The organism is Variovorax robiniae, from assembly GCF_037889955.1.
Classification (GTDB): Bacteria; Pseudomonadota; Gammaproteobacteria; order Burkholderiales; family Burkholderiaceae_C; genus Variovorax; species Variovorax robiniae.
On record NZ_JBBKZS010000015.1, the window covers coordinates 112,656 to 130,218 of the forward strand.

Sequence of the window (17,563 nt, forward strand, 5' to 3'; positions counted from 1 at the left end):
CTCAGCTGTCCTTGTTGTTGTCGTAGCCGGGTTGGTCGACGGCCAGTTTGTCGCGCGTGGTCTCGCGCAGGTGTTCGGCGAGGCCGGGCGTGTCCAGGGTGATCGCGCCCGATGCGATGCGCGCGCAGAGCAGGCGATTCGCCGCGGCCAGGTCATCCGGCATATCCGCGCCGAGCAAGGCGCGCAAGCGAAGCATCTCCCGCGCGTCGGCCTCGGGCGCCAGCTTCAGTTGTCTCTGCACGATGTCAAGCGCATTGGCCGCCACGCGCGCATGGAAGGGCATGGCAGCGCCGCCCGTCGACGTCACGACCTGCTCGCGCAGGAAGCCCGCGACGGCTTCGATCAGTTCAGCGGCAGTCGGTCGGTCTTGCATCAGGCCACTCCTTCGGGTGCCAGCAGGGCCAGCAAGTCCGATTCGGCCTCCGAGGCGCGCCGGCCGATCACCGCCTTCTCGACATCGCGCTCGCGTCCGCTGAGCCAGGCCTGCAGCATCGTTTCGCAGATGACGCCCCACTTCAGCGAGCCCATCACTTCCCACCAGTGCACGCGCTCCACGTCGACGATGCCGCCTTCGCTCGCATAGCCTTCGAACAGTTGCTCGCGCGTGCCGAATCCACCCACCGGCAATCGGCCATTTCCGAAGCGCCATGAGCGCACGCACATCCAGCCCAGGTCTTCCATCGGGTCGCCGAGATGGGCGAGTTCCCAATCGAGCACCGCACGCAGGCCCTCCTCGGCGACGATGAGGTTGCCGTTGCGGAAGTCGCCATGCACGAGCACCGGCGCGCCCAGGTCTGCCGGCGCATGAGCGCGCAGCCACTGGAAGGCGATTTCAAACACCGGGCGTGTGGTGCCGTGGCTGCGGTGGATCTCGATCTGGTAGTCCAGTTCGGCGCGCGCGTCGGCGCGCCGCAATGGCGGCAGGCCCTTCGTCGGCAGTTGGTGGATGCGCGCCAGCGCGGCACCGCATTGGTGTGCCAGCACGCGGCGTGCATCGGCGAGGCGCGCTTCTCGCACGATGCGGCGACCCAATGTTTCGCCTTCGATGCGATCCATGATGAAGCCGTCTCCCAGTCCATCGGATGCGCGCAGCACGTGGCGCACGCCAGGCACCGGCACACCACCTGCGCGTGCGACATCGATGATCTGCGCCTCTGCCGCGAGCCCCGCCGAGCCCATGCCGCGTTCGCCCGTCGCGTCGGCTGCGCGGCGCAGGATGAGAGGCAAGACTTGCGCGCCAGCATCCACCTCGAAGGCCCAGGTCTGCTGGCTCGCACCGCCGGACAGGCGACGCACGCCGTGAACCGATGTGCCGCCAGGCACGAGCGCGCCCGCAAGCGCTTGCAGCCCATCGGCAATCACCTTCGACTCATCGCTCACGAACGTCTCCCTCTCCGAAACTGGCGCACGTCAAATCTGTCGAAATCGGCGCGAGGCAAGGCGCAAAGCACAGCCGTACAGAAAGTACGGCGAGCATTTGCAACGCCGCATCGCGTCGATTCTCGACAGATTTACAAGCGTTCGATGATGGTGACGTTGGCCATGCCACCTCCCTCGCACATGGTCTGGAGGCCGTAGCGCTTTCCGCGTTGGCCGAGCGCGTGAACCAGCGTCGTCATCAGCTTGGTTCCCGATGCGCCGAGCGGGTGGCCCAGTGCAATCGCGCCCCCATTCACATTGAGCCGCTCCGGATCCGCACCCGTGACTTGCAGCCACGCCAGCGGCACCGGCGCGAAAGCCTCGTTGACTTCGAACAGGTCGATGTCGTCGATCTTCATGCCGGCCTTCTGCAGCGCGCGTTGCGTGGCGGGGATCGGCGCCTCCAGCATGATGACCGGGTCGTGCCCCAACACGCTCAGGTGATGGATGCGCGCGAGCGGCTTCACGCCCAGCGCCTTCAGGCCGCGCTCGTTGACCACCATCACACCGCTCGCGCCGTCGCAGATCTGGCTGGCCGTCGCGGCGGTGCAGCGTCCGCCTTCGGCGATGAGCTTGACCGAGGCGATGCTCTCCAGCGTGGCCTCGTAGCGGATGCCTTCGTCGGCGGTGTGCATCTCGCCGGGCTCGGTGCCGTCGGCCATGCGAACGGCCACGGGCACGATCTCGCGTTCGAAGGCACCTGCGCGGGTCGCGGCAATGGCGCGTTGGTGGCTCAGCAGCGCATAGCGGTCGAGCGCGTCTTTCTCAAGGCCGTAGTTCCGGGCGATCATCTCGGCCCCGGTGAACTGGCTGAACTCGACGTTGCCATAGCGCGCCTTCATGGCCGGGCTCATGTAGTTGCCCAGGCCCGCCTTCGCAGCCAGCGCGACGGTCATGCCCATGGGCACGCGCGTCATGCTTTCCACGCCGGCGGCGATCACCACGTCCTGCGTGCCCGACATCACGGCCTGCGCCGCGAACTGCAGCGCCTGCTGCGACGAGCCGCACTGGCGGTCGACCGAGGTGCCCGGCACCGATTCGGGCAGTCGCGAGGCCAGCACGGCATTGCGCGCGACGTTGAGCGCCTGCTCGCCGCCCTGCATCACGCAACCCATGATGACGTCGTCGATCAGCGCGGGGTCGGCACCGGTGCGTGCCACCAGCGCGTCGAGGACCTGCGCGGCCAGGTCGACCGGGTGCCAGCCCGACAGGCGACCATTGCGACGCCCGCCAGCGGTGCGGACGGCTTCGACGATAAAGGCTTCAGGCATGTTGTTCTCCGTTGAGGTTTGAAATGTTCGCGTTGCGAGTCAGGCGCACCAAGAGCCCTAGCGGGGCGCCATTCTGATGGCGCCGTCCAAACGAACGCTCTCGCCGTTCATGTACCCCGTGGTGATCATGAACTCGGCCAGCGTCGCATATTCCTCGGGCTTGCCCAGGCGCTTCGGGAAAGGCACCGACGCGGCCAGCGCCGCCTTGACGTTGTCGGGCGCGCCTTGCAGCAGCGGCGTATCGAAGATGCCCGGCAGGATGGTGTTGACGCGGATGCCTTCGCCCATCAGGTCGCGTGCAATCGGCAAGGTCATGCCGACGATGCCAGCCTTCGAGGCGGTGTAGGCGGCCTGCCCCATTTGCCCGTCCTGCGCGGCAACTGAAGCGGTGTTGACGATCGCGCCGCGCTCGCCGTCTTCCAGCATGTCGAGCGTGAGCATGCCGGCCGCCGACTTGGCGATGCAGCGGAAGGTGCCGACCAGGTTGATCTGGATGATGCGGTCGAAGTTCGCGAGCGGAAAGTGCTTGATCTCGCCGGTGGCCTTGTCGCGGCTGGCGGTCTTGACGGCGTTGCCGGTGCCGGCGCAGTTGACCAGGATGCGTTCCTGCCCGTGGGCCGCGCGGGCCTTGGCGAAGGCGGCGTCGACCTGTTCCTCGGAGGTCACGTCGACCTTGCAGAACACGCCGCCGATTTCGGCGGCGACGGCCGTGCCTTGCGCTTCGTTGAAGTCGAACAGCGCGACCTTCACGCCGCGGCTGGCCAGGCGCCGTGCGGTGGCGGCGCCGAGGCCGGAAGCGCCGCCGGTGACGATGGCGGCAATGGAGGAGTCGAGTTGCATCAGGTGTCCTTGCGGTTGTCTCTGCGTGGCCGGGCGATGCGCCGGCGAGGTCTGCCAGTCTAGGAGCCGGGCCGCGAACCGGCATCGTCCGAATCGACGAAAAGACCGCGCCAGGGGCACTGGCAAACGCGCGACGCCGCCACGGCCCATGGCACGGCATGATCGGCCCTCCAACTCTTTCCCCGGCGATGCAGCCCTCCCCGCATTCTTCCCTCCGGATTCTCGAGACCAAGCTGAACCCGCCAGCCTTCGTCGCCACGCAGGTGCCGCGCCGCGCCATCGGCGACGAGATCGCGGCAGCCACCGCGCGCATGGTGCTGGTGCGCGCGCCCGCCGGCTTCGGCAAGACCACGGCCATGGCGCAGAGCCGCGCGCGCATGGAGGAACGCGGCACCAGCACCGCCTGGCTCACACTGGACCGGGCCGACAACGATGTCTCGCGCTTTCTGGATGGCCTGGCCGAGGCGGCCTTGCGGCTGGGCGTGGAGCCGGCCGGCTCCGGCGCGGCCTTCGACGCGGTCGCCGCACTGGCCACGCTGGATGCGCCCTTCGCCCTCTTCCTCGACGATTTCGAGGTAGTGCAGGAGCCCGCCGTGCTGGGCCTGGTGAGGGAGATCATCGAGCAGTTGCCGCGCCGCGGCCAGATCGTGATCGGGTCGCGCGGCCTGCCGGACCTGGGCCTGGGCCGGCTGCGCGCGCGCGGCCAGTTGCTGGAGATCGACACCGATCGCCTGCGCTTCTCATTGGAGGAAACCAGCGCCTTCTTCGACCTGCGCGCCTCCGCCGCCGCCCTGCCGCCCGACATGCTGTCGCAACTGCATCGCAAGACGGAAGGCTGGGTCGCGGCGATCTGGCTGGCGTCGATGGCGCTGGAGCGCCACGGCGTGGCCACGGGCTTCGTCGAGCGCTTCTCAGGCTCCGACCGCGCCATCGCCGACTACCTGGCCGAGGACGTGCTCGCGCACCAGCCGCGCGAGGTCCGCGACTTCCTGCTGCGCACCAGCATCCTGCGCCAGCTCGATGCCTCGGTCTGCCAGGCACTGAACCCGCGTGCCGACAGCGCCGCCATCCTGGACCGACTGGCCGCGTCCAACCTGTTCCTCACGCCGGTCACGGGCGAGACCCCCGCGTGGCGCTATCACAGCTTGTTCGGCGACTTCCTGCGTGCGCAGTTGGCACGCGAGATGCCGGGTGAACTGGCGCGGCTGCACCTGTCGGCATCGGCCTGGTACGAATCGCAGCGTCGGCCGGTGCCAGCCATCGACCATGCGATCGAGGGCGGCGACCATCCGCATGCGCTGACGCTGCTGCACACCTGGGCCGGGCAGTTCCTGGAGCAGGGCCGCATGCGCATGCTGTCGCGATGGTTCGCGGCCATCCCGGCGCACCAGCTGCGCGCGCAGCCGATGCTGCAACTGATCGCGTTGTGGGCCGAATGCTTCACGCGCGGACCGTGGGAGGCCATACGGCACCTGGAGCAATCGGGCTGCACCGACAGCGACATCCCCGAAGTCCGCGCCGGCGCCCACACGCTCTACCCGCTGCTGCTGGCCATGCAGGACCGCTACGACGAGGCCTACGCTGCCGGCCGCGATGCGCTGGCCCGCCTGCCGACCGGCATCGCCTTTGCCGACAGCGCGCTGCTCAACGCGATGGCCAACGTGCTGGCGGTGATGGGCGACCAGCACGAGTCACAGCGCCTGCTCGACGCGGCGCGCAGTCGGCAGGGCCACGGCAACTTCAACCGCATGTATTCCGAGTCGCTGGAAGGCATGCTCGACCTGCAAGGCGGGCGGCTGCGCCAGGCCACGGCGCGCTTCCGCATGGCGGTCGATTCCACGCATGCCGTCACCTACAACCACAGCCACGGCAATGCCTGGGCCGGCGTGCTCTATGCGGGCGTGGTGTACGAGGCCAACCAACTGACGCAGGCCGACCACCTGCTGAATGCCTACCTGCCGCTGGCAAGGGACGTGGGCCTGCCGGACCACATGATCCTGAGCCACGTCATGCGCTCGCGCATCGCGTTCCATGCGGGCGACATCGACGCAGCCTTCCTGGCACTGACCGAGCTGGAATACCTCGGCCACGAGCGCCAGTTGCCGCGCGTGGTGGCCGGCGCCAAGCTGGAGCGATCGCGCATGTTGCTGCTGCAGGGCAATGGGCCGGCCTCGCGTGACGAACTGGCGCGCGCGGATGAATCTGCGTTGTGGGCACGTGAGCGCGTTCAGCGCTTGCCCGCACATGACCTCGACTACCTCGCGCTGGCGCAGGCACGTTGGCAGATTGCATTTGGAGATACGCGTGCGGCCGTCGCCATGCTCGACGCCGAGATCCGCTCAGCCACCGAAGCAGCGCGCCACCGCCGCGCGCTCAAGCTGCGCGTCCTGCGGGCGCTGGCGCTGTACCGTGCCGGCGACCTGACGCCAGCACTTGATGCGATGAGCGCCGCGCTGCAGGCCGCGAGTCAGGAAGGCTTCATGCGGCTGGTCCTGGACGAAGGTCCGGCCGTCGGCCCGTTGCTCCAGTCCCTCGCGGCTTCAACGCGCGCACAGGCCGCGCACGGCGACCCGATCCTTGCCGACTACCTGCAGCGCCTGCTCCAGGCCATGGGCCCGATCGCGCCCTCCGAGATCGACACGCCCGCGCCCGCGCCCGAAAGCCAACTCGCCGAGCCGCTCACGCGCAAGGAGATCCACGTGCTGCAACTGCTGGCCGAAGGCTATTCGAACAGCGCGATGGCCGAGAAGCTCTTCGTCTCCGAAAGCACGGTGCGCACCCACCTGCGCAACATCAACATGAAGCTGGACGCGAAGAGCCGCACGCAGGCGGTGGCGATTGCGCGGAAAGTCGGCGTGATCCGGTAGCGTGGACCGCGTTCAGCGCGCTGCGAAGCGCGCCAGGCGCTCGTTGATGATGGTCTCGGCTTCGCGCATGGTGCGATCGATCAGTTCCTTGACGGTCGGCACGTCGCTGATCAGGCCTGCCACCATGCCGCAGGACCATGCGCCGGCATCCATCGCGCCCTCCTTCATGATCTTCGGGTAGACGCCGGCGACCTCTTCGATGATGTCGTTGAAGGTCAGCGCCGCGCCCAGCGACTTTTCCTTTTCGATGAGCCGATCGACCGCGTCATTGCGCAGCACGCGCTCGGTGTTGCGCAGCGGGCGCATCACGAGCCGCGTGTCGAGTTCGGTCGCGGCCACGATGGCCTTCTTGACGTTCTCGTGCACCGGCGCCTCCTGCGTCGCGATGAAGCGCGTGCCCATGTTCATGCCCTCGGCGCCGAGCGCCAACGCGGCGACCAGCGAGCGGCCGTCGGCCATGCCGCCCGAGGCGACGAATGGGATCTTCAGTGCCTCGGCCGCGCGCGGCAGCAGGATGAAATTGGGCACGTCGTCCTCGCCCGGGTGGCCGCCGCATTCGAAGCCGTCGACGCTCACGGCGTCGCAGCCGATCGACTCGGCCTTCAGCGAATGGCGCACCGAGGTGCACTTGTGGATCACCTTGATGCCCGCCTCGTGCAGTGCCGGCAACCACTTCTGCGGGTTGTTGCCGGCCGTCTCCACGGCCTTGACGCCGCCGTCGATGATGGCGCGGATGTAGCCCGGATAGTCGGGCGAAGTCACCGTCGGCAGGAAGGTGAGGTTCACGCCGAAGGGCTTGTCGGTCATCTCGCGGCAGCGCGCGATTTCCTTTGCGAGCAGCTCCGGCGTGCGTTGCGTAAGGCCCGTGATGATGCCGAGGCCGCCGGCGTTGGACACGGCCGCCGCCAACTCGGCAAAGCCGACGTAGTGCATGCCGCCCTGGATGATGGGATGCTCGATGCCGAAGAGTTCGGTGATGCGGGTCTTCATGAGGTCGTGTCTCGGTGGGATGTGTGGATGGGGATGGGGGCGCGACGAACGCGCGCCCCGCAAGCGTAGCGTCCGGAAATCCGGATTCGGGGTCGCCGATGGGACACGGCATGGACGCGTGATATGACGGCCCTCGCCGTCGACCCGCCGCACGGCCGCCGCCGTTCTCGCACCTACCTGGCTGTCGCTATTCGATGACGTGGTCCGCAGACAGCAGAAGCGCCGGCGGCACCACGACGTCCAGCGCCTTGGCCGCCTTCGCGTCGATCACCAGTTCCAGCTTGCTCGCCTGCTCGAACGGGATGTCACCGGGCTTCGTGCCCTTGAGGATCTTGTCGATCAAGGTGGCGGACCGGCGGAACATGTCGGGATAGTCGGACTGGTACGAGGCCAGCGCACCGCCCGTCATGAAGTCACGCCCGCCCCAAACCGAGGGCATGCGCCGCTGCAGGCACAACTGGTTGAGGACGACCCGGTGCGTGTAGGTGTTGGAATCGGCGAACACGAGCAGGCCGCCGACCCCGTCTTTTGCCATGGCCGCGAATGCGCCATCGAAGTCTCCCGGGCCGCTGGCGGCGTACGCGTGGATCGGAAGACCCAGCCCTTTTTGCCAATCGGCAACCGCCCGCTCAAGCCCCGGGCCCGCCACATTGGGATTGAACAACACGCCGAAGCGCTTTGCCGCCGGGACGAACTCTCGCAGCACCTGAAGCCGCTTGGCAACGATTTCCACCGCCCATGAACCCACGCCGGTGATGTTTCCACCAGGCTGCGCGAAGCTCTGCGCAAGCCCCATCGTGACCGGGTTGTCGACACTCACCGCCACCACGGGCACCGTGCGGGTCGCTTCCTTCGCGGCCATCGCCGCAGCGGGCCAGGCCGTGACGAGCACGTCGGGCTGCTGCCGCAACAGCTCCGAGGCCAGCGCCGGGAGTCGCGCGAAAGTGCCATCGGCCGAGCGGAATTCGATGCTGTAGTTGCGGCCCTCGATGTAGCCGAGCGTGCGCAACCCTTCCCGAAGCGCCTTCACGACGGCTTGCTGCAGCGGCGCGTCCAGGGCCGGCTCTACCAGGAAGGCGAGGCGGGCCGGTCGATCCGCGACCTGCGCCCAAGTCATGCGTGGCGACGCCATGATGGCGAGCAGCATTGCGTGGCAGGCAGTGCGTCGTTTCACGGGTCGCCTTCCTGTGTGCTGGAGGCACGATGGCGGGAAGGTACGCCTCGGTGTCGAAGGCGTCAAATCTGCTCGGCATGCCGTCGCTTGGGCCCCGTGAAGGCGACGCTCAGGCTTCGCGCGGTTGCCGTATTCCGCGTGCGTTCCCGGACGGCCACCGGGCCAGATACGCACGAAGCGTTGGCAGGTCGATCTGGTACGTCCTGTCCTCCTTGTGCACGCTGAACCCGAGGCGCTCGTTGATCGACAGCATGGCCGCATTGACCACGGCGTTGTTCGTGAGCACGGTCCTCACTTCTGGATGGCTCGCGCGCACCAGTTCCAGCATGCGTGCCTTGACGGCCTTCGCCAGTCCATGCCCGCGCCAGGGCCGCGCGACGGCGGTGAGTTGCTGGTACATGCGATCGGGGAAGCGCGCGTCCCAGGTTGCGTCGCACATCGCGGCGACTCTTTGCTCGCCATCGCGCAGGAGGACCAGGAAGTGATCGCCGCCGCGCCGGTCGAGGTCCGCGTACCAGCTTTCGTAGTCCTTCAGCTCGTAGCGAATGCGGGGGATGTCCAGGTCGTCCAGCGGCTGGTCGTTGATCAGCTCGGTGAAGGGGGCCATCAGCGGGGCCAGCGTTTGCAGCGGCACGCGTCCGCAGTGCATTTCCCAACGCAGGCCATGGGTCGCAGAGCCAGCCCAGCGCGCCAGCATCTCCCAGTCCAGCGCATCGAAGGGCGAGCGGGTTTCGAACATGCGCAACTTGCAGGTCGCGCCGATGCGGGCCATCCATGCATGCGTATCGGGCAGGTGGGCCTTGGCGGTCGCGGTGTGCTTGCCACGGAGCGCCATCAAATCGGCCAGGCCCGCGAGCAGGGCCCGGCCAATGCCGCGCCGGCGCAGGTCTTGCATGACGCCACCGGCGACGTCCACATGGTCGGCATAGTCCTCGCAGTCAGGCGAGCCGTGGCGGCGAAAGTTCAGGACCATGATTCCCGCGATCTCGCCGTTGTGGATGGCGAGCAGGCGCTGCGTTTCGACAAGGGGCCGCACGACGCGAAGCTCGGATTCGAAGTCCGCATCGGACATCACCGGCTCGCCGGGCAAGTCCTGCTGGCTGCGCAGGCGACGAAAAGCATGGAGCGCTTGCCACTGCGATGGGCTGGCTTGCAGCGGTTCGAAAAGACGAAGTTCAACCTTGGCCGAATGGCCGGAAAAATAAGACATGAGTGCCTTGAGTTCTGAATGCCGACAACGCCGCGGGCAAGAATGCCGCGACAACTTGGAAGGCGACTCAGGCGGTTGGGGAGCGTCAGGCCAGGCGTGATGACGCAATGGCCAAGTTCAACGCTCGCGAATCCACCGGATGAGCGCGGAGGTGGGGTGATGTGCGTGTGCCATGGGATACCTCCGTGCGGTGGATGGGGAAGGCGTGGATGCTATCAAAGGCCCTCGCATTCCGGCCTCTTCGCATGCGCTGCGCACGCCGGGTTTCTCCCCGCGCCGTGAACTCTTTCCGCGCCCGATACTGCGCGCCGCGATGCGGCCCACACCGAGGCCGCCACTCGCACTTGTCGATTGAAAAAGGACCCATTGATGACGACGCAGAACCGCAGATCCATGCTTCAACTCGGCTCGGCCCTGGCCGCCGGTGCGCTGTCAGGCTGCGCCACAGGCTCCGCCGCGAGCGGAAGCGGCAAGCCCATGTTCGCGGTGGCCGGCGCGAGCATTCCGATCGTTGGCAGCGACCAGGTCTTCCCGGTCCGGCGCGTGTACTGCATCGGCCGCAACTATGCCGCGCATGCGATCGAACGCGGCTCCGATCCGAGCCGCGAGCCGCCCTTCTTCTTCCAGAAGCCGACCGACGCGGTGCAGTTGGCACCGATGGGCGCGACCATCGACCATCCCTACCCGCCGCTGACGAAGAACTACCACTACGAGGTCGAACTCGTCGCCGCGCTGAACAAGGGCGGGCGCAACATCCCGCCGGAGAAGGCGCTCGACTGCGTCTATGCCTATGCAGTCGGCCTGGACATGACGCGCCGCGACCTGCAGAACGCCATGGCCAACGAGAAGAAGCCGTGGGAGATCGGCAAGTCCTTCGACCATTCGGCGGTGGTGAGCCACCTGCATCCGGCGGGCCGCACCGGCCACTTCCAGAAGGGCGCGATCTGGCTCAAGGTCAACGGACAGGTGAAGCAGTCGAGCGACCTGTCGAAGATGATCTGGAACGTGGCCGAGCAGATCGCGAAGCTGTCGGAATCGAACGAGTTGTTCCCTGGAGACATCATCTATTCGGGCACGCCGGAGAACGTCGGGCCGGTGGTCAAGGGGGATGTGATGACGGGGCACATCGATGGGCTTTACGACATCAGCGTGAAGGTCGTTTGACGGCGTCGCCTCGAACGGCTCCGCCAGATCGGGTCAATTGGCCTTGGCCGGCTGCACCTTCCTCGCGGAGATCATGTCCACGGACTTCGCGACATTGCCTGTGAGCCGGTCCTTCAACCAGCAGCGCTGTTGGGACGGAATGAAGGACATGGCGACGCAACGGGCGTCATTGCCGCAGAGCTCGGAGCATGCTTCCGGCGACTTGGCATCCCGGTTCGCGTAGTCACCCTGGTTGTAGGAAACACCACGCTCGAGGGGGCCCATCCTGCTGACGATGTTCGGCCCGGAGAACGACCCGCCCCTGGAACCAGAGTTGCCCGGGTTGATCGCAGCGTCCAGCGCACGCGCGATCGGCCTGGCCAGTTCGAAGTCCTTCGCGACCCTGTCGAACTGGGTCGCGCTCCCATTGATCCGTCGCAGCACGATGCGAATGTCGTCCGGCCCGATCGGGGATTGCAGCGAGGTCGAGGCATAGATGAATGCGGACACCAGGATGTTGATGGCGATGTCCGGCTCCGCTGCAAGCTCTGGCTTGTCGACGAGGTCCACCCCGATCCGCTTGCCGTAGAGGTCGTAGTTGGCCCTTCCCACGATCATGAGGATGCCGCGGCCCCGGTATCGAGCGCCGTCGCCCGGCTGCGTGTTGCCGTAGCTCTTGCCGCGGGCGCCACCGGGCTCATAGAGATCGAATGGCTGCCCACCGGGGCTTGTATTCAACCGGCTTTCTGCCTCGACGCGTGGAAAGAGGTCTCCCGGCTCGTCTTTCGCCAAAGCCAGGGCCAGCGCAACGAGGCCGTCTTTCTCGACGCCCGCCAGACCCCGTGCGAGGATGAGCGCCGGTTGCAGGCGCGACGCCTGCGGGCCGCCGAAGAAGGTGCGCAGTTGCGCTTCCAGTTGTGCTGCAAGTTGCGGGTCGATGGCCGGCGCGACCGGACTTCCCGGCGGCCTGGCGTTCGCGTCGACGACGCAACCTGCACGGAAATAGGGGCCCTTGTTGACCACCCTGAAGGTGACGTACCTGTCGACGTTGTCCAGCGCGGCACTCAGCGCACTGGCTCTCGGCGAAGGCAGTTCGGCCCGGATGACCAGGGGCTCTCCGGTACGGAATCCACGGTCCAGCCAGGCGCATTGACCTGGCTCCAGCCCGTTGGACGCAGGGCCGGTGCCCCCTTTGCTCATCTCGAACGAGAAAGGCTGGTTGGCTGCCAGGGCCTGGCCGGTGGCCTGATATCCGAGTTGCACATTCCCGTTCGTCCCGCGGCAGGTCATGTTGTAGAACAGGGTCTTGTTTTGCGCGACTGTGAGCCGCACAGGATCGACCCGAAGCCACGCATTGCCGGGTGCCGGCGCCTGGTCGATGACCATCCCTGGGCAGAAGTCCGGATCGTCAACGTGAACGACCTCCCTGCGCCCGCCAAGACGGAGCAATTCGCTCTCCGCTGTACGCAGCGTCAGTCCCACCAGGAGCGGCACAGGTGATGCTGGCGTCAGCCTCGACTCCAGCCTCGCCTGCACCCATCCCTGCAGGGGCGGCAACTGGATGGCGATTCCGGCAATGACCAGCGGCAACACCAGCGCAGGCACCCAGGGACGAAACCCCAGGATCGGCACCCCCTCCTTGAAGACCTGCTGCCGGAGCCTTTCAGGAACCATCTGCATCAGGTGTTGCGCGACACCGTGCTGGACGATGCCCAGGAACAGCACGTCGCGGCTGAGCCTGCCCTCCGGCAGGTCCCCCCTGAGCCTGGCTACGAAGCCGCGCCAGGCGCGGCGCAAGCGCGCGCCCGTGCCCATCGCCAATGCGACTTGCGCCAGGACCTCACCCGAGCCCACAGGCCGGCCCAGGCGGGCTCCCTCCAGGCGCCCCTGGATCTCCGTTGCCACCGCTGTGCGGAGTTCAGGCGTCAATCGCTGTTGCAGCGACTCGCGCAACCAGAGCGGCCATGTGCCCTCGCGAAACCATGGGAGCGAAGCCAGCGCCACCGCCCCGGTCACACGGTCCTCGCCCGGCTGCAGGAACAGTGGCGCGAGCGCCAGCGTGATCGGCCAAGAAGGGACCGGAAAGGACGCGCAGCCGCAAAGCCATTGGAAGCGCTGCGCCCCGAGATAGAGCTCCAGCTCGAAGAGCAGCCCATCGATCTCCTCGGCCGGAGGTTTGTCGACGCGGGCGAGCCACAGCAAGCCGTTGAGGAGCAGGCGCGGCGGATAGGTGCTGGGCCAGTCCGGGTCCAGCGTCAGCAGTGCCCGTTGCGACGACAGCCAGTCCGCGCCGCTCGCCAGGCCGCGCATCTGCAGCGGCAGCACCAGGATGCCGTGCTGCCCCAGCGCCTGCTCGGCCTGCCCCCATCCGGGCACCGGCTGGGACGTGAACAGCATGCAGCGGCCGTGTGCTTCGAGCGCTTCGACGCCGGGCCGCAACTCGCCGGTCAAAGGGTCGACCAGCTGGCCGGCCTCGGCGAAGAGCAGGATGCGTTGCCCCTCGGCGCGCGCCACGAGTTCGCCCAACTGCAAGCGCTGGCGCGCACCCTGCGCGGGCCGCGAGCCCGAAGACCCACCGACGCGCATCGGCATGCACACCGAGGGATCACCGGCAAAGCGGAACACGTGCAGCACAACGCCCTGGCGATCCAGCGCCCAGACGATGTCTTCGGCGCAGCGCGCCAGTTGATCGTGCGGGCTGCGCTGGTCGATCAGCATCATGTATTCGGGGGTGGCCTGGCGTGCGCGGTACTGGGGCGTCAGCGCGCCGCCGCTGCGCAGCGTCGCGGAGATCGTCTGCCGCAGGTCCAGCTCCAGCCGATCGGTCCTGCGGGGTCGACGCAGCTCGCGCGATACGAGCTTCAGCAAGGGCGGCACCTTGAGGATCAGGCGTGCGTGGTTGGAGAACAGGCTGCGCTGCTCCAGCGGCGCATCGGTGCGCAAGGGTTGCAGTGCAAGACGTCGCAGGGAGAGCAGCACCAGGCCTGCGAACAGCACTGCCATCGACACGCCACCGACGATGGTGAGAACGCTTCGGAGCCGTTGCTGGAGCCGGGGGAAGTCCGATTCGATGGGCACGGAGCCCAAGGTTTCGTCGGGTTGCGTGCTGGCGTCGCTGCTGGTGTCGGCAGGCTCCGTTGTCGCAGTGGTAACTTGCGTGGTGTCGGTCGCAGGCGCGGGCGGCTGGCACCAGCCGAGCGCCGCGCAGTTCTGCCAGGCCAACGCGACAAGGCCCACGACAAGCATGAGCACCACTCCCACCAACGCCAGGCGGATACGCAGCGGCCAGCGACGCAACTTTCCGGCCGCAACCGCGCCCGGCTGGTGCCTGCGCCTCAAGCCCTTGATCAGCCCCTCCTCGGGCGGCGCCCATCGCGCCACCAGTTCGGGGAACTGGCGTTGCTGCTCGGCATTGCGGCACACCAGCGGACGCAGCAGCGAGAGTCGCGCGTTCAGCCCCGCCGGCAGCGCGCGCTTCGCGGCCAGGCCGAACAGCAACTGGTCGGCCTGGATCCGCTCACGCAGGCCAACCTGGAAGCCGTTTTGCCGGAGAAACCCGAAGAAGGCCGCGAACGGCTCATCCGTGTTCGACAGGTCGCGTTGCACAGCCTTGCGCATCGCTCGCCGGGGTCAGGCGCCGTGCCACTGGGCCAGGCGCTCGCGCACCGCCACCTGATCGTTGTCCGTCTTGCACAGCACGCCGAGATAGGCCTGCGCAATGGCCTGCTGCGCACCGAGCGGCTTGTCGCTGTCGGCTTGCGCGCCGGTCATCGCGTCCAGCCAGTTCAGCAGTTCCGCCGTCGACGGCTTCTTGTCCAGGCCCAGCGCCTCGCTGCGAATCGACTGGAAGAACGCGATGGCGTCGCGCATGAGCAGCGGTGCATCGATGAACTCCGGCAGACGCGCCGCCACGATCTGCTTCAACCGCTCGGTGTCCGGCGGCTCGATGTGATGGAACACGCAGCGCCGCAGGAAGGCATCGGGCAACTGGCGCTCGGAGTTGCTGGTGATCAGGACGATGGGCGCCTTGTCTTCGGGCGCGGCCAGGTAGTCGTCGCCGAGTTCGGCGACGCGGAAGCGGCGGCGGTCTATCTCGTTGAGCAGGTCGTTCGGAAAGTCCCGGGGGGCCTTGTCGATCTCGTCGATCAACACGACGGAGCGGCGCGGCGCCAGCGCATCGCGTGGACTGTCCGCGGGCAACCAGCGCGCCGCGATGGCCGGGTCGTTGGCCCGGAGGATGGCCAGGCCCAGCGCCTGGTAGCGCACGAAGCGCCGCGGGTCGAGCGCTGCTTCGCGTTGTCCGGCCTCCATCGTCTGCGTCGCAACCTGCGCCAGCGAGAAGCGCCTCAGCGCATCGAAGGTGTAGAGCAGGTCCTGCGCCACGCTCGACGACTTGGTCTCGAAGATCAACGGGTCGCCGAGGCCGAACTCCGCCGCCACGCGATAGGCCAGTTGGGTCTTGCCGGTGCCGGGTTCGCCCGTGAGCAACAGCGGCATGCGCAGGTAGATGGCCACGTCGACGGCGTGGCGCAACGCCTCATCGGCCATGTAGCGATCCGGCGCCTGCAATGCGCTCCGGTCGACCCGCGCGAGACGCTCGTCCAGGTCGACCGTTTGCTCGATGGGGCCTTGGCCGCGAAACAGTTGGAATGGCATGGGTGGACTGCTTCTCCAGGTTGGATCAGGCCGCGTACCGTAGCAGCATGGGGCCGGCGATGGCGGCGAATTCGCGCATCGTGAGTTGCGGTGGTGCGTCGCGGAACGAGTCTTCAAGACCCGTGCGGTCCACCTTCGCGTAGTTGCGCACTTCGTCGAGCAAGGACCAATCGACGACGGCGCTCATGTCGAAGGCGCCCAAGGCCGCGGGAACACCGATGCAGGCCTCCGGGCCATTGCTGTCCCAGGGCGGATCGGGCTCGGCCGATTTCAGGGCGGGGTCTTCGCTCCACAGCATTGCGGCCAGCAGCACCTTGTCCAGGCGCTTCGTCAGCCGGCCGAGGCAGGCCGCGAAGGCCTGCAGGGATTGCGCCAGGAACGCCTGCGGCGCGGTCGGCAGGCCGCCGATGAACAGCCGGTTGGTGCTTTCGTCGCGCAGGCGTTGAAGGAATTCTTCCTCCGTTCCATAGGAGTCCCCGAGCACGCGCTCGATGAGTTGGTCCAGGAAGAACTGCTCGAGCCTGGCGGTATCGTGCAGGCCAAGCTGGGGCGTGGGCCATTGCAGGCCGCTGTGGCGCTGCAACCCCATGCCGGGCGCCATTCTTTGCAGCAGCTTGCGCAGGTGCCGTTCATCGATCCGGTTCACGAACCAGTCCGGGCAGTCGACGGCATCCGCGCGCAGGACCAAGACCAGCGGCCGATGCTGCACGCGCCATTGCATCAGGCACTCGCGGACGGCGAGTTCGGGACGCTGCTGGTCGCACAGGTAAGGCAACAGCGCCGGGACCGCCGAGGGGCCGGCAGCGGCCTGGGGCAGCGTGACCGCCGCGGGCTCCGCCAGCAGTTGCGACAGCTCCTCGACGATGTCGTGCCAGACCTCATCGCGCGCAGCCCCTTCGCAGCTGGCCACCGGACGGCCGCCCGCGGGCAGCGATTGATAGCGGCCCAGGCACTCCCGGCTGCCATCGGGCAGCAGCTTGAGTTGCCAGTCGCAGGCGCGCAGCACGATCGGCACCACCCGGCACAGTCCGCGCCGCTGCCGGTCGATCGCGATCAGGAGCTCCTGGTTCATGCAGAACTGGGACGCGAGGCTGGCCGGCGTCACGAGCAGCAGGAACAGGTCGCAGCGCTTCAGCGCGGCCTGCAGCTTGTCGCTCCAGACATCCCCGGCGCGCAGGTCGTCCCTGTCGAAGAACACGTCCAGGCGCTCGCGCTCGGCGAGCGGGAAGAGGTGCTGCACGAAGGGCGCTACATCGGCGCGATCGACATGCGAGTACGAGATGAAAACCTGCCGCATCCCGGGAGGAAGTCCAGCGGGCCCTGTTGCTGTCGCAACACGAGGAGCTGTCTGGACTCTGACTTGCGGCATCGGCGGCGCCTTCCTCGGCAAGGTTCACGCTGCGGCTTCTTCGCAGCGTCCGGCTCCCCTGCGAATATTCTGCACCCGGACCCCGTGCGGCGGGAAGGCTGGCGCCGAACTCAGAACTCGTGTATCTCCGTCTTGTTGATGATGAGCTTGAGGAAGTAGTACGCGAAGAACGGCGCGGCAAGGCCGAAGGTCACGACGATCAGCACGGTCCAGATCAGCGCCTGCACGAACATCTCGCCAAAGGTGAGCGTGTTCACCAGCTTGTACCTTGCCATGGCTCTCTCCTCGATGAAGGGAGCGCGATCCTACGCCCCGGTCGAGTTGTCCTCAATCCACCGTTCATAGGGTGCGTGGATGTGCTCGAAGGCGATGGCGTGGATCGCGGGCAGTTCGTAGCTGTGCAGTTGGCGGATCGCGGATTCGACGGCGGCGTAGCGCTCGCGCGTGGTCTTGAAGAGGACGCGGAACTCGCCCTCGTTCTGCACCGCGCCGTCCCACACGTAGAAGCTCTCGATCTCCGAGATTTGCGCGCACGCGGCCAGCTTGCGCTCGACCAGGGCGCGTGCCATCGCCTGCGCCTCGGCGCGGTTGCCGACGGTGGTGATGACGGCGATGGCGGTCATG

Annotated in this window: 14 protein-coding genes; 2 read left to right on the forward strand and 12 right to left on the reverse strand. The window is 67.4% G+C overall.

Going from position 1 to position 17,563, the window contains the following annotated elements:
- Position 1: 1 nt before the first annotated feature.
- The 4 genes from WKW79_RS27105 to WKW79_RS27120 all read right to left on the reverse strand — a co-directional run bounded on the left by WKW79_RS27105 (position 2) and on the right by WKW79_RS27120 (position 3,530).
- The gene (locus tag WKW79_RS27105; protein WP_340338327.1) at positions 2-373 is read right to left on the reverse strand and encodes a DUF6285 domain-containing protein; all 372 of its coding nucleotides are present in this window, start codon (positions 371-373) and stop codon (positions 2-4) included.
- Positions 373-1,380 (reverse strand): phosphotransferase family protein, encoded by a 1,008-nt coding sequence (locus tag WKW79_RS27110; protein WP_340338328.1) that lies wholly within the window; start codon positions 1,378-1,380, stop codon positions 373-375. The genes WKW79_RS27105 and WKW79_RS27110 overlap by 1 nt, the downstream gene beginning before the upstream one ends.
- 131 nt (positions 1,381-1,511) lie before the next feature.
- Entirely contained in the window at positions 1,512-2,690 is a 1,179-nt protein-coding gene (locus tag WKW79_RS27115; protein ID WP_340338329.1) for an acetyl-CoA C-acetyltransferase, read from the reverse strand.
- Between the two features lie 57 nt (positions 2,691-2,747).
- Positions 2,748-3,530 carry an SDR family NAD(P)-dependent oxidoreductase gene (locus WKW79_RS27120; protein WP_340338330.1) on the reverse strand — a complete coding sequence of 261 codons (783 nt, stop codon included), beginning with the start codon at positions 3,528-3,530 and terminating at the stop codon, positions 2,748-2,750.
- 158 nt (positions 3,531-3,688) lie between these two features.
- Here WKW79_RS27120 and WKW79_RS27125 point away from each other — a divergent pair, with 158 nt between their 5' ends.
- Positions 3,689-6,397, forward strand: coding sequence for a winged helix-turn-helix domain-containing protein (locus WKW79_RS27125; RefSeq protein WP_340338331.1), 2,709 nt, complete (start codon positions 3,689-3,691; stop codon positions 6,395-6,397).
- A gap of 12 nt (positions 6,398-6,409) precedes the next feature.
- Here the strand turns inward: WKW79_RS27125 and WKW79_RS27130 are convergent, their stop codons facing one another.
- From WKW79_RS27130 to WKW79_RS27140, 3 genes are all read right to left on the reverse strand, one after another.
- A complete protein-coding gene (locus WKW79_RS27130) occupies positions 6,410-7,387 on the reverse strand; it encodes an NAD(P)H-dependent flavin oxidoreductase (protein WP_340338332.1) in 978 nt (325 codons plus the stop codon).
- 187 nt (positions 7,388-7,574) lie between these two features.
- On the reverse strand, positions 7,575-8,561 hold the full coding sequence (locus WKW79_RS27135) for an ABC transporter substrate-binding protein (protein ID WP_340338333.1): 987 nt from the start codon (positions 8,559-8,561) through the stop codon (positions 7,575-7,577).
- Between the two features lie 109 nt (positions 8,562-8,670).
- On the reverse strand, positions 8,671-9,771 hold the full coding sequence (locus WKW79_RS27140) for a GNAT family N-acetyltransferase (protein WP_340338334.1): 1,101 nt from the start codon (positions 9,769-9,771) through the stop codon (positions 8,671-8,673).
- 369 nt (positions 9,772-10,140) lie between these two features.
- Between WKW79_RS27140 and WKW79_RS27145 the strand changes: the two genes are divergently transcribed.
- The gene (locus WKW79_RS27145; RefSeq protein WP_340338335.1) at positions 10,141-10,935 is read left to right on the forward strand and encodes a fumarylacetoacetate hydrolase family protein; all 795 of its coding nucleotides are present in this window, start codon (positions 10,141-10,143) and stop codon (positions 10,933-10,935) included.
- Positions 10,936-10,968: 33 nt separating this feature from the next.
- Here WKW79_RS27145 and WKW79_RS27150 read toward each other — a convergent pair whose 3' ends face one another.
- From WKW79_RS27150 to cutA, 5 genes are all read right to left on the reverse strand, one after another.
- Positions 10,969-14,532 carry a PAN domain-containing protein gene (locus tag WKW79_RS27150; protein ID WP_340338336.1) on the reverse strand — a complete coding sequence of 1,188 codons (3,564 nt, stop codon included), beginning with the start codon at positions 14,530-14,532 and terminating at the stop codon, positions 10,969-10,971.
- Between the two features lie 12 nt (positions 14,533-14,544).
- Entirely contained in the window at positions 14,545-15,570 is a 1,026-nt protein-coding gene (locus WKW79_RS27155; RefSeq protein WP_340338337.1) for an AAA family ATPase, read from the reverse strand.
- 25 nt (positions 15,571-15,595) lie between these two features.
- Positions 15,596-16,867 (reverse strand): toll/interleukin-1 receptor domain-containing protein, encoded by a 1,272-nt coding sequence (locus WKW79_RS27160; RefSeq protein ID WP_340338338.1) that lies wholly within the window; start codon positions 16,865-16,867, stop codon positions 15,596-15,598.
- Between the two features lie 182 nt (positions 16,868-17,049).
- The gene (locus WKW79_RS27165) at positions 17,050-17,214 is read right to left on the reverse strand and encodes a DUF6693 family protein (RefSeq protein ID WP_340338339.1); all 165 of its coding nucleotides are present in this window, start codon (positions 17,212-17,214) and stop codon (positions 17,050-17,052) included.
- Positions 17,215-17,244: 30 nt separating this feature from the next.
- Positions 17,245-17,562, reverse strand: coding sequence for a divalent-cation tolerance protein CutA (gene cutA / locus WKW79_RS27170; RefSeq protein ID WP_340338340.1), 318 nt, complete (start codon positions 17,560-17,562; stop codon positions 17,245-17,247).
- Between the last annotated feature and the right edge of the window lies 1 nt (position 17,563).

What these genes read in the sequence shown, in the direction of transcription:
- WKW79_RS27105 (WP_340338327.1), bottom strand. Translation starts at nt 373, where the DNA reads ATGCAAGACCGACCGACTGCCGCTGAACTGATCGAAGCCGTCGCGGGC.
- WKW79_RS27115 (WP_340338329.1), bottom strand. Translation starts at nt 2,690, where the DNA reads ATGCCTGAAGCCTTTATCGTCGAAGCCGTCCGCACCGCTGGCGGGCGT.
- WKW79_RS27120 (WP_340338330.1), bottom strand. Translation starts at nt 3,530, where the DNA reads ATGCAACTCGACTCCTCCATTGCCGCCATCGTCACCGGCGGCGCTTCC.
- WKW79_RS27125 (WP_340338331.1), top strand. Translation starts at nt 3,689, where the DNA reads ATGATCGGCCCTCCAACTCTTTCCCCGGCGATGCAGCCCTCCCCGCAT.
- WKW79_RS27130 (WP_340338332.1), bottom strand. Translation starts at nt 7,387, where the DNA reads ATGAAGACCCGCATCACCGAACTCTTCGGCATCGAGCATCCCATCATC.
- WKW79_RS27140 (WP_340338334.1), bottom strand. Translation starts at nt 9,771, where the DNA reads ATGTCTTATTTTTCCGGCCATTCGGCCAAGGTTGAACTTCGTCTTTTC.
- WKW79_RS27145 (WP_340338335.1), top strand. Translation starts at nt 10,141, where the DNA reads ATGACGACGCAGAACCGCAGATCCATGCTTCAACTCGGCTCGGCCCTG.
- WKW79_RS27150 (WP_340338336.1), bottom strand. Translation starts at nt 14,532, where the DNA reads ATGCGCAAGGCTGTGCAACGCGACCTGTCGAACACGGATGAGCCGTTC.
- WKW79_RS27155 (WP_340338337.1), bottom strand. Translation starts at nt 15,570, where the DNA reads ATGCCATTCCAACTGTTTCGCGGCCAAGGCCCCATCGAGCAAACGGTC.
- WKW79_RS27160 (WP_340338338.1), bottom strand. Translation starts at nt 16,867, where the DNA reads ATGCGGCAGGTTTTCATCTCGTACTCGCATGTCGATCGCGCCGATGTA.
- WKW79_RS27165 (WP_340338339.1), bottom strand. Translation starts at nt 17,214, where the DNA reads ATGGCAAGGTACAAGCTGGTGAACACGCTCACCTTTGGCGAGATGTTC.
- cutA (WP_340338340.1), bottom strand. Translation starts at nt 17,562, where the DNA reads ATGACCGCCATCGCCGTCATCACCACCGTCGGCAACCGCGCCGAGGCG.